Annotated in this window: 11 protein-coding genes; 6 read left to right on the forward strand and 5 right to left on the reverse strand. The window is 38.4% G+C overall.

The features are described from left to right. Entirely contained in the window at positions 1-753 is a 753-nt protein-coding gene (locus tag NQ185_RS20265) for a CPBP family intramembrane glutamic endopeptidase (protein ID WP_257582581.1), read from the forward strand. Positions 754-831: 78 nt separating this feature from the next. Here NQ185_RS20265 and NQ185_RS14165 read toward each other — a convergent pair whose 3' ends face one another. Beyond that, positions 832-2226 (reverse strand): S8 family serine peptidase, encoded by a 1395-nt coding sequence (locus tag NQ185_RS14165; RefSeq protein WP_257582582.1) that lies wholly within the window; start codon positions 2224-2226, stop codon positions 832-834. 370 nt (positions 2227-2596) lie between these two features. Here NQ185_RS14165 and NQ185_RS14170 point away from each other — a divergent pair, with 370 nt between their 5' ends. Next, on the forward strand, positions 2597-3490 hold the full coding sequence (locus NQ185_RS14170; protein ID WP_257582583.1) for an aminoglycoside phosphotransferase family protein: 894 nt from the start codon (positions 2597-2599) through the stop codon (positions 3488-3490). A gap of 884 nt (positions 3491-4374) precedes the next feature. Further along, positions 4375-4764 (forward strand): hypothetical protein, encoded by a 390-nt coding sequence (locus NQ185_RS14175; RefSeq protein ID WP_257582584.1) that lies wholly within the window; start codon positions 4375-4377, stop codon positions 4762-4764. A gap of 218 nt (positions 4765-4982) precedes the next feature. On the opposite strand, the gene NQ185_RS14180 is transcribed toward NQ185_RS14175, so the two are convergent. Next, on the reverse strand, positions 4983-5414 hold the full coding sequence (locus NQ185_RS14180; protein WP_257582585.1) for a pentapeptide repeat-containing protein: 432 nt from the start codon (positions 5412-5414) through the stop codon (positions 4983-4985). Between the two features lie 666 nt (positions 5415-6080). On the opposite strand from NQ185_RS14180, the gene NQ185_RS14185 reads away from it, so the two are divergent. The 3 genes from NQ185_RS14185 to NQ185_RS14195 are packed head-to-tail and all read left to right on the forward strand — an operon-like array spanning position 6081 to position 8723. Beyond that, on the forward strand, positions 6081-7118 hold the full coding sequence (locus NQ185_RS14185) for a zinc-binding dehydrogenase (protein ID WP_257582586.1): 1038 nt from the start codon (positions 6081-6083) through the stop codon (positions 7116-7118). A gap of 25 nt (positions 7119-7143) precedes the next feature. Then, on the forward strand, positions 7144-7821 hold the full coding sequence (locus NQ185_RS14190; RefSeq protein ID WP_257582587.1) for an orotidine 5'-phosphate decarboxylase / HUMPS family protein: 678 nt from the start codon (positions 7144-7146) through the stop codon (positions 7819-7821). Next, complete coding sequence (locus tag NQ185_RS14195; protein ID WP_257582588.1) at positions 7818-8723, forward strand: sugar phosphate isomerase/epimerase family protein; 906 nt, start codon at positions 7818-7820, stop codon at positions 8721-8723. Before NQ185_RS14190 ends, NQ185_RS14195 begins: the two co-directional genes overlap by 4 nt. 389 nt (positions 8724-9112) lie before the next feature. Here NQ185_RS14195 and NQ185_RS14200 read toward each other — a convergent pair whose 3' ends face one another. The 3 genes from NQ185_RS14200 to NQ185_RS14210 all read right to left on the reverse strand — a co-directional run. Beyond that, positions 9113-9484 (reverse strand): type II toxin-antitoxin system HicB family antitoxin, encoded by a 372-nt coding sequence (locus tag NQ185_RS14200; RefSeq protein WP_257582589.1) that lies wholly within the window; start codon positions 9482-9484, stop codon positions 9113-9115. Positions 9485-10019: 535 nt separating this feature from the next. Then, entirely contained in the window at positions 10020-10943 is a 924-nt protein-coding gene (gene cysK, locus NQ185_RS14205; RefSeq protein ID WP_257582590.1) for a cysteine synthase A, read from the reverse strand. A 356-nt stretch (positions 10944-11299) separates the two neighbouring features. Then, positions 11300-12445 (reverse strand): IS4 family transposase (locus NQ185_RS14210; protein ID WP_257582591.1); only part of this gene is annotated, 1146 nt, incomplete at its 5' end.

Raw genomic sequence — 12445 nt, forward strand, 5'->3', positions numbered from 1 at the left:
GTGTTATTAAAAATGATAGGATTATTATTCCTATGGGGTACAATCATTTTCACAGTCATGCAAAAGAACGACATCATATGGGTCGTCTCTGCTTTGTGTTCAATTATATTAATGCATTTTATACCGAAATGGCAAAAATTGGGCGGGCTGTCCCATTTAGGTCTACAAGTGAAAAAAGGTTGGTTCCGTTTTTTTCTTTTTGGTAGCTTAATAGGAACAGTCTTTCAACTTATCAGATTTAGTGTCATGTATAGTACAGGTGCAATTAGAATACAAAACCTGTCTGTTGATACGAATGCCCTTATGGTTTCGACTATTATTTTATTGATTTCAACAGTATATATCGGGTTTGCTGAAGAAATCGTATTCCGTGGATATGTTGTAAGCATTTTACCTTATTCCCCCAAAATCGTTGTCGTCATTAGTGCAATTTTATTTACATTAGGGCATTTGATAGATGGAGATTTTGCTATTGCTAGAATGTGCTTTCTTTTCATCGCGGGGTTATTTTTTGCTATTTGTTATGTCGTGACTCGATCCTTATGGTTTGTAGTAGGAATTCATTGGTTTTGGGATTTTTCATGGTTTTACCTCGGGGCCGATGGAGGAACCTCAAGTGCTAAAATAATCAACGTAGCGATGAATGAAAATATGAAGCCTTATTATGAATGGATCGATGTAGTCGTGGTTCTAGGCTTGCTTTTACTTTTGCTAATTTTAACGAGAAAGTCTTTTTTGTTAAAAAAGTCTTGAAAATAATGTAGTTTCCTTCTAAAAGAGGTACTAATAAAAAAAGCTAAGGCCCTTTTTACCGTGGCCTTAGCTCGGGAATTATTTTAATGCATTAAATGCATTAACCATACCATTACCAAAATAAATGTCTTTTCCATTAGGTCCAATATCAACTGCTGATTTTTCAATCATTTTAGCAATTTTAACCGGGCCGATATTTCCGTATTTAGCAATGATTAAAGCGGCAATTGCAGATACCTTTGGTGTTGCCATGGAGGTACCAGCCATCCAAACATAGCCAGTATCCGTATAAGCGCTTAGACACATATCTAAATGATAACCCGGATCCGGATAACGTTGGAAATCCCCTCCAGGTGCTGTTACATCAATGAAGCCTGCCCCGTAATTGGAATAGGAGGCTAAAGATTTATCCGGGCCCGTTGCAGAAACAGTAATAACTCCTGGAACAGTGCCGGGTAACTCAAAGCCTGCTCCGATAAATTTATACCCTTCTGGTCCATATTCTACATTCATGAAATCAGTGACTTCTTTCTTATTTGTAGCGTTTAACTCTTCATTTCCTGCGGCAACAACAACCGTTACCCCATTGTCAACCGCATACTTCACTGCTCGTTTATAAATTGCGCGGTCAGCTACGTCATTTCCCATTTTAAATGTCTCGCCGGTTTCAGGGTCTGTCCAATAATACTGGCCCAAAATATCAAATCCGCCTAGACTCATAGAGATTACATCGACTCCATCATCGACAGCATCAACCATGGCTGCTGCTATAGCGGATGTTGGGGAACCACCTTCCGCTCCAAAAACACGATAGGCTTTAAATCCTACGTTCGGTGCAACACCCATGATCCGGCCATTTCCAGCAATCGTTCCGGCTACATGGCTGCCGTGGCCGTTCCGGTCAACATAATCTGTCCGGGACCCGGTTTCGGTAGTTTCAGTTCCGCTGAATCCGCCGGCAGGTACATAATTTCTTCCGCCCATTAAGTTAGCCTTCAAGTCTGGGTGATTTGGACTTGCTCCGGTATCAATAATTCCAACTACTACGTTATGATTGCCGGTTTCAATATTATAACTGTCTCCATCATTTGTAACCTGCTTAATATCCCATTGATACAAATTATATAAGTCTGCATTTTGGGTATTAACAGTAGTGGTTTCATTGAATTCTACAACACTAGTTTTAGGTAAATGTACCATGAAGGAAGGGCTTACTGCCTGAACGGATTTATGTCCTTTCAGTGATTTCATTAATGAACTTGGCCCTCTGAATTGAAGTGCTCCAACCTTTTCATATTTTGAAACGATGGTGCCTCCAGCTTGTTCAATTTTTGTGATTACATCTTGAGGAATTTGATTACCATTGAAGGCAACTGTGAACATGCTCTTAGGAGATTTGGTACTTGCGGCTTGGGCAGGGATAGAGAATAGGACTAGAAAAAGAGATAAAGCTAACAAAAAACCTTTTTTCATACAACCCCTCCTATATTTTTTCGAATAATAGAAACCAATTAATTTTCATTATTTATAAAGGAAAATTAATTCTATTTTAAGAATACTCTTGTTTTAATTTCTATTACAAGTAGTTTTGTACGTCATTTCTATACAGAGAGCGACAATAACTATTTTTTATTCTGCGAAATTTTAATTAAATAGTCATTTCAAAAAAAGGATTTATTTTTCCTAAGTAGAATTAAATAGAAAATGAAGGGGATTTCAAACTTTGTTTGTACATGTTTGGCATACCGGCAGTGTATACATCGAAAAGGAGTAAATTACGATATTTCGGGGTTTTCAATTTAAGGGGAAAACAGCAGATAAACAAATGAGGAGTATTTAAACCATGTCTATCAATTCACAGCTTCAGCAATTATTTCATGAACAGATTCAAGAAATAAAGTATCTGGATCCAGGTTATTCTGGTCATGCCAGCGATGTTTGGTTGGTCAAGACGGATTCGGAGGAGTTTGTCGTACGTTCATCCAGATTGAATGAAGCACCGGACCATGAGTTTTGGTTAGGTTGCTATAATCTGTTTGGGATTGATCCAAGGCGAATGTGCCATTTTGAAGCTAACGCTGCTATGGTTGGTTCAATTTCAAGCATTCCAACACCGCGAGTGCATGCTCATAAAATTATAGATGGCAAGGAATATCTTGTCGTCGAGAAAATGAATGGTGAAGCACCTCAGTCCTTCATAGGGCAACCTGAATCGCTCCTGCACCAGTTTGGAATCTGGCTTGCCAAAGTACATTTGCATCGTTGTGAATACTTCGGTAACCTTGCCATCACACAAAGGGAACCGAAAGAATCATTTCATGACCGTCTGTCCCAAACTATGCGCGAATTAGTCGAATGTGATTATGAAGAAGATAACAAAATTAAAGCACTGCTAGATTCCATGATTCGTAAACTTAGTGTTCTGCCGGTACCGGATCACTTTTGCCCCGTATTTATTGATCTTGATCCATCTCAGTTCTTAGTTAAAGATGAAATACTGTCAGCCGTGGTCGATGTTGAAGCGTATGCGATTGGACCTAGGGAATTTGATTTTATCGGATTGGAGTATATGTTGGATGAAACTTCGGCTGCTTCATTCCTTACAGGTTATTCGACAATTTTGATTCCTCCGGATATATCACAATACCGTACTATATATCGCTACTTTTATAGGCTGTTAGGTGTACAGGGGTCAGTTGATTTAGATCAATGGTTAGCACAAAAAGAGTTGTTCTGAGTTGCCTTCCACTGCTGATTTCTTTCCATTTCCAAGCTCTAGCTAAATGTGACAGGCACATAAATTTTTTATTATAATAACAAAGGGAATATTTGCGATATTAGGAATCTAATAAAAGATTGTAAATATAGTTTTTAAAAATACATAAAATCTAGCTCCCGGAATGATTTATGTGAATAGGGTTGTTTTATATAACAATGATATTCATATGAAATTAATGTTTTTAGTAAGGTGTAATAAAGAACTGCTGATTAATTAGGTGCGGTGAACCATACGATAAATTGAGGCAGTTTATTTCCTAAAAAGTCACACTAAAAAGGTAAGGCCGCAAACACGGGCCTTACCTTTTTAAACTTATTGTAATGCACTGAATGCATTTACCAGATGTTTTCTAAATCATTTGCGCTACCTTAATAGGTCCGATATTTCCATATTTAGCAGGTTTTTGACTCAGCCTGCTTATTTGCAAAAGGATTTCAAAATACTTGGGGATGAGCTTGGATCGTCCATTATCGCCTCAAGGATTGTTAGGGATATCATGAATCTTTGTTTCCTGATGGAAAAAATGGTAGAGCGGGGAAATGGTTGATACTTTCTCGATCTACGTGGGTTGCCATAAATACCGGCGTAATTGATTTAAAGGCAGAAAAAAGAATCAAGGGCAATATTGATGCTTAATTAATTATAATGAAGATCCTCAAAGTGAAAGTTTTATGGTACAGAATAAAAAAAGGAATAAATTAAATAACACGCTAATATTATTCTTTAAGGATTCGTTCAAATAAGGTATAGGTGTACCACTAAATGGTCTCCCTGTATAATATCTACTTCCCGAAAATGACACTTATTCTATAATTTCAATTACGTATAAGGAGGTGATTGAAGTGAAGTTTTTACAAACAAAGGCTTGGTTTCTATTGCTTCTTATACAAATATTAATGCTTATAATAAGTATTTCAGGAGAAAATGGACCAGTAGGGGATGGGTCAGTTTTACAAGCATATCTATCAAATGATCAAACAGATACCGGAATTGAATTAAAGCTACGTGGTTCTTTAGTATTGGGTATGTCATTATTTGGTTTTGCCATTATTTTAAATGCTTATCGTAAAGGACTTCGGTGGTCCTGGTATGTATGTTGGGTATATCCCTTGTTCTTTTTACTTCATATAATTGGCTTTGGTACATTCATGCCTGATATTATCTTTTTATTAATATCTTTAGCTGCACTATTTTTACCTTATAAAATCTTTTTTAATAAAACTGAGAGTTAGAAATTGATTTATCCTATATCCAAGTAATTAATGTTAACCCCTTCCTACAAGGTTGGGGTTAACTATGTTATTTGCAATATAGCCGATAGAAAGATACTGAAGCGATCCATTTTACTATCTGCCTGTTATTGGAGCGACTACTATTTTCTATTATATTAGTAAAAACCCTGCATAATGTCATTAAAAAGACGCTTCCCTTTTGCTGGAAAAGAAACTTATTAAGTATCTTTTGAGGTATTATAGAGTGCAAGTAGATCTTCGATGTAAATCCCATTTATTTTCAATCCTGTCATGTCACATGCATCAATCTCCACATTGGATAAATTACAGTTCGTTATTTTACTATTATTCAAATCACAGTTCTCAAACTTTACTGGTTCTTGCTTCATATTATTAGGATCATATAAAGGATGACCTTCAGGTGGCATACCGATATTCTTTATATATGCGCCTCCAATTTGCGCACCGTCAATTTCCAAGTTACTTAGATTAGCATCAATAATTTTGGTCCCACTTAAATCAACATTTTCGAAATATAGACTTTTACATAAGTTTTCAATAAATTTCGACCCTGAAATATCTGCATAACGTACACTTAATTCTCTAACATCATCAATGAAGTCGATTTTTTTGTTATTTTCATTACTCATTAGATTAAATACCTACTTTCAATAAAATTGTTTGGTAGGTATTTCTTTATTTTCAATAAAAATACCTGTCTTCTACGCTATAAATTGTTCGACAAACATTTTATAAATATGAGTTAAGTGGATTCTTCACAATCTAACACCTACATAAATATCAAAATCATTTATGCGTAGCGGGGGAATGGCACTTTTAAATCTAAATCATGTATGCTTACTTATTTGAAAATATATACATAGACACTATCATATTTAGGTGAACGTATTGATTTACTACTTAAACGAATTGTCAAAATATATTGTAAATATCGATCAATTAGAATATAATGAACTCGGAAAAGACCAACTTTCTTGATTACTAGTATACAAATCTCCGTTCTTAATGGTAAGTATTAATCCTTTGTTTGTATCGTTTGTTCCTATCTGGCCATTACCGGCATGCAAAGGTACTTTTGGCCACTATCCAGTATTGGGGCGCTGTTTAGCCTCGTTGCCTATTTAATCTGGTTCTACTATCAATTCATCTTACGAATAGCCCCTCCATGTCCAAGCTTCATAGACTATTTGTTATCTCTCTCAATCATTCATGAATTTATTAATTAGAAGTTATTTATAGGTGATTCACCATTATCTATTAAGCATCATACATAACCTTTAACAAGGAGGCTTTTTATGAAAGCTATCGTAAACTTTTCATCTGGAAAAGGAAATGTGAAACTACAAGATGTCCCAATGCCAACGATTGGTCCAAAAGATGTGTTAATGGAAGTGAAAGCTGTGGGGGTGTGTGGAAGTGACCTTCATATGTATCATGACTCCCAAGGGTTTGAAGTGAAGCGGCCCGTCATATTAGGCCATGAATTTTCAGGGGTTGTAGCCGATGTTGGAAGCGATGTAAAAAATATCAAAATAGGAGATAGGGTGGTCAGCGAAACCCCGTCATATGTATGTGAAACTTGTATCTATTGCAGAACGGGTGAATACAATTTATGTCCGGAACGTAAAGGGTTTGGAGTGTTGGAAGATGGTGCGATGGCACAATATGTCAAAACGAGGGAGTCGATTATCCATCGAATTCCCGCGGAGGTTTCCTATGAAAAGGCGGCATTAACTGAACCAGCATGTGTCGCTTATAATGCTGTAGCCCATCATTCCGACATAAAACCGGGAGATCATATAGTCATTTTTGGACCGGGGCCAATAGGATTAATGTGCGTGCAAATCGCTAAACTTTTTTCCCCGGCTTCATTGACCGTGGTAGGAATTGAGGCAGATAGGAATCGCCTGGAACTTGCTAAAGAATTCGGTGCGGACAATATCATTAACGCTTCTAAACAGAATGTTGTTGAAGAAATCATGCAACTAGGTGATGGCTTTGGCCCTAATCTAGTACTGGATGCTGTGGGAAATTCAACGACGCTAAGGCAAGGCGTTGAAGTTGTTCGACCAGGGGGACAAATTACAAAGATTGGCTGGGGGCCGGCGCCTGTCGGTTTTTCACTCGACCCTTTAATACAAAAGGCGGCTAGGCTACAAGGGTCATTTAGTCATAATTACCCGATGTGGGAGAAGGTATTATTGCTGATGGAGCAAGGGAAAATTGATCCTTTACCAATGGCTAAAGTGTATCCGATCGAGGATTGGGAGGACGCGTTCAAAGAGATGGACTCATTAACACAAGCAAAATCTATTATCCTGCCAAATTCATAAACTAGATTGAAAGGAATGCATGTATATGAAACCTATTTTACAAATTTCACTGGATTTAACAAGCATAAAAGAGGCATTGGAAATGGCAGAAGTTGCTGTAGAATCAGGGGTTGATTGGATTGAGGTTGGAACTCCATTACTATTAGCGGAAGGGCTTCATGCCGTAGCTGCTTTAAGAGAAAGATTTCCAGATCATCCTATTGTTGCTGATTTAAAAACAATGGATGGAGGTTATTTGGAAACAGAGATGATGGCAAAAGCCGGCGCTACCCATGTTGTCGTCATGGCGGTCGCACATCCAGCTACGATTAGGGCAGTTGTAAAAGCAGCACGAGAATACGGTATACAAGTAATGGGCGATATTATGGCGGCTGCAGACCCAGTAGCTGCAGCCAAGATGCTAGAAGAAAATGGCGTCGATTATATCATTGTACATACAGGCTTCGATGAAAGAGGAGAAGATCCTGAGAGAAGCCCCTTTGATCATTTAGAGGCAGTTTTTAAGGCGGTTACAATTCCTATACAAGCAGTAGGCGGCTTAACGATTGAACAAGCAGCCGAAATGCCCAAAAATGGCGCACCATTAGTAGTAGTTGGCGCACCTTTAGTAATTGATAAAAAAGAATTTAGTCCGAGCACGAATAAAGAGGATTTGAAAAAAATCTTATCCGATTTGGTTCAGCGAATAAGGGGAGAGGTATGAACAAGAATCCACGAATTTCGGTATTTCCAAAAGGATATCTGGAAGAGCTGTCAGATGGCAGGATGACCATTTTTGAGTGGATAGAACAAGCAGGTACATTGGGAGCGGATGGATTGGAGCTGTACCCTACATTCTTAAAGGATACATCCGAACAATATTTATTAAGTATAAAAAAAGCGGCTGAAAAAGAACATTTAATCATTCCGATGATGTGCTCTTCTCCGGATTTTACACATCCAGATGCCGCGTTTAGAGAAAATGAAATAAATAAAATGAAAAAAATGATCGATGTAATGCATTTCCTTGGCCCGGGCGACTTCCAATCTTGTAGGGTTCTTTCTGGTCAAAGAAGGCCGGAAGTATCTATAGAAGAAGGAATACAATGGACGGTTGACGCCATTAATGAACTGTTGCCATATGCAGAGAGTAAAAATGTGCATCTTGTGATGGAAAATCATTATAAGGATGGATTTTGGATGTATCCTGAATTTGCGCAGAAGTCAGAGGTTTTTCTTCAAATCATCAAACAAATATCATCTCTGTATTTTGGAGTCAACTACGATCCGTCTAACGCCATATTTGCCGGTGAAGATCCGATTGTTTTATTGGAGGAAGTGAAAAACCGACTCATAACCGCCCATGCAAGTGATCGCTATTTGGCAGAAGGTTATTCATTAGAAGACATACAAAAGTATGTGAATGAAGGATATTCGGAAGCTCTTTCTCATGGTGTAATCGGCAAAGGATTAAATGATTATCATCAAATTTTTACCATTCTTAAATCTGTTGACTTTGATGGTTGGATATCGATTGAGGATGGTGTCAATGGTCTTCATGAGTTAAAAGAATCTGTTGTTTTCTTGCGGGACATGATCGACAAGTATTATGCATTAACCAATTAATATTATGATAGATATGGGGGCTGGTCCAATTATCTGGGGACTGACCCTTTTTCATTGTAAAATATAGGCTCTGTTTAACTGAATGTTGATTTCACTGTTATTTGAAAAATAAACGGATAAATTCCGTTTATATTGAGAAATACCCATATTTCCTTAAAAGTAAAGGAAGTTTTTCCGTTAATATCATCCAAATCTTTGGATTTTGTCTTATTTAGAGCAGTTAATCGGAATATCTTCGCTTATTTCTGCTTCGTAAGCTTCCTCTAATAGATTAGCAGGAAATTATTCGCCTATGAATTCTCATACCTACACGAAAATTAACATTCTGATGTGGTTATTTTGAATATATTGGTTATATTATTAAGCTGCACTAGCATATAGAGTGCTATTTAATGTTCGTTAATGGATTGGCTCAACTTATAAATCATATACTGATTTAAAGAGATACCTTCTTGCTTAGCTTCTCCAGCTAATCTCCAATGGAGAGTTTTAGGCATTCTGAGATTAATTTTCCCGCTCGGCAATTCATTTGGCTCGAGAATAGGATCGCCAAACTCCAACTTTATTTCAAGATAATCTTTTTTTACTTCTTCAAGTTCTTTTATTAATTCATCTACCGTATCGGATGTTGTATGGCAGCCATCCAGTTCGGCAAACTTTCCATAATAATATGTTTTATCTTCCTCTCTCACCTTGTTTATAACCATCGTATAATCGAGGGACATATAATAATTAATATCTTTCGGTTTAGTGTTTGACACAACTTTCACTCTCCTTTAGAGTTCATTAATGCGGTCTAAAATATCCTCAATATATGAAATCTTCATGGGGCTTTCCTCTTTTAGTACAACCAAATCTCCAGCGTCGTTTCGAAAATGTCTGTGAGAGCCTTTTTTCCTTACTAAGATATAGCCAAAGTGATTCAGAACCTTAGCCTCGTTAAACCTAACTCCCCTAGGTTGATTCTTCATTTTTTCGATTATTTTCTCAACACTAGCCACCCCTACACCTCTTTTTATTATAGTACTATATTTAGTATCATTATAACCGTATTTTATTTATAATAAAGAAAAATGCCTAAATTCAAAGGTCAGTCCCCCGATACTATTACGCAGCGAGGGACTGACCCATTTTCATTAACAATTACACCATCTTAATAGGAATCTTCAATGTATGACCAGGTCTCTAAGGGGAATTGTCACAATTACAAGGCGCAAGTCCCGCTTCGCGTTCAAAAGGAAACAGAGAGTTGTCGTCCCCTTTGTGTTCAATGTTTAGAAAGAGGCAAGTTCGACATTATCCCGGAAATAGATCGGAGGATAGATATCGCTCCCCTGTGTCCGGAGCTATACAAAGAACTCGTGCTGATGAAGGAAGACTTCCCGCGATTTCTACAGCAAAATGGGCAGTGGATGCACTTGATGCTCCTACAAAGATTCCTTCTTCAGCAGCGAGTCGGCGCGCCATTACTTCGGCATCTTCGTCTTTAATAAGCAGGATTTCATCGAAGATTTCCTGGTTTAATATTTTTGGTATAAAGCCTGGACCTGTTCCGGGGATTTTATGAGGACCGGGATGACCGCCTGAAAGGACTGGCGATCCAAATGGCTCGACGACATATATTTTTAAATCTGGAATGGATTTCTTTAGTTCTTCTCCAACGCCTGTAACAGTACCGCCAGTTCCCGCCGTTACCACCAAGGCGTCAAGTTTCCCTTCGAAAGCTTCTAAAATCTCGATAGCCGTCGTCCCGCGGTGAGCATCTGCATTTGCTGGATTTTCGAACTGCATCGGAATAAAACTATCCGGTATTTCACAGGCCAGCTGGTTGGCTACATCAATTGCTCCTTGCATGCGCAAATTTCCTGGAGTTAAATGAACTTCTGCCCCGTATGCATTCAATATTTTCACCCGCTCTTTAGTCGCATTATCCGGCATGGTGATCACACAGCGATAACCTTTCGCGGCTGCTACCATGGCAATGCCGATGCCTGTATTTCCAGAGGTTGGTTCAATAATTGTACTTTTTCCAGGAATCAGTTTTCCTGTTTTCTCCGCTTGTTCAATCATATTGATCGCAGCCCGATCCTTTACACTTCCGCCGGGGTTAAAGGACTCAAGCTTTATATAAACTTCAGCACCAGTTGGGTCAGGAATTTTATTAAGTTTGACTGTTGGAGTATTTCCTATTAAATCAAGAATGGAATGATAAAGTTTCATTTTCTTCACCTTTCAAAATCATGTTTTAAAAAAGAAGCAGGGATACCGATTGTATAAACTTAGGTATCCCTTCGTATTCTTTTATTGTCTAGCTCCATCGCCAACGTTCCTTTATCTCACAATAAAGGAACGTTAATGGGCAAGTCGCTTGCGCTTTTCTAGTTAACTGAATGTTGATTTCAAGACGTTTAAAAAATAAACGGAGAAATTCCACTAGCATTGCAAAAATATCCACAAGGGTATATCACGATTACTTTATATTGCTCTTATGTATAATTTTTCCATTCCAATTTCTTGGTTCTGAGCCAAAAAGTCAAGGGGGTTGTAAGTGAACCCAGTTATCCAAAAATTGGATATTATTTTCTTTTTTTCTTATATTTTGCCATCGAGCTAGTACTTCCCCCCACTGGTTTTACAATGGCCACACCTGCATCATGAAGTTCAATTTCATTTGGCGGGTGCTTTCTCTTTTGTCTTCCTTTCGATGTTCTTACAGGTAAACGGTGTAACTCATGGAGAAAACTTTTCCATGTCCTTTCGGCATGGATGCGGAGAAGGGTGAGTACTTTCCAGGTGGTCTTCTTAGTTTTCTCAATTAACCTAACATATAAAGTGACACAGTACGCCGTCATAGCAAAGAAAATCTGATTCCAAATCCCTTGGGGTTGGGTACTTTGTAGTTTAACTAGACGTAGATGTTGTTTCATCCACTTGAAAAACAGTTCAATGATCCAACGGTGCCGGTACAATTCGGTTACTTCTTCGGCTTTCAAATCCCAGCGATTGGTTACGACACGGTATTCTTTCCCTTCTTCATCCGTGAATTCAACAAGACGAAGGGGCTGTTCCATGGATCTGAATTTACTCCCCATGACGACTAAGGCGTCTAGCTTAACCCTGCTGCCATCGGGAACTTCATAGGATTTTATAATGTTCGTCTTATGCCCAGCCTGGATACGCATGGCGAATGGAATCTGGTTTCCCACCCAATGGTCCATTTTTTTGTAATCCACATAGCCACGGTCCATCACATGGGTCGCATGAGGATCTATTACGAGCTCAAGCATGACTTCACGATCATCCACATTACCTGTAGAAGGAATGACCATGTCGGGATAAGCTGTGCCGGGATCCGTTACCACAATCCGAGTATGTAGCTTCACGCAATTACTATGCTTTGTAAAATACGTCCACTTTCCTAGTGTAGGTCCAAGAAGCAGAGAAGAAGAATCTACGAGATGAAGACGACCTAAAGAAGGGATCCCTTTTCCTTTACTCGTCAGCTTATTCAATTGGGTAACAGCGGCAAGAAATAACTGCCGTGGTAGGATTGAAGGTAAAGCATTGACTCGACGACATAGTTGAGAAGCACTAATACTGGTTAGGCCAAACAGTTCCTCTGTACCTTCCATGGCACGAATACGCTCTTCTGTTTCCTCGTAGGATTTCCAATTTCCCAATTGCATGGTGACACAAATCTTCATTAAATTAGCCGTGGTCAG

The sequence above is a fragment of the Lederbergia panacisoli genome, assembly GCF_024626525.1.
Taxonomy (GTDB): domain Bacteria; phylum Bacillota; class Bacilli; order Bacillales; family Bacillaceae_C; genus Lederbergia; species Lederbergia panacisoli.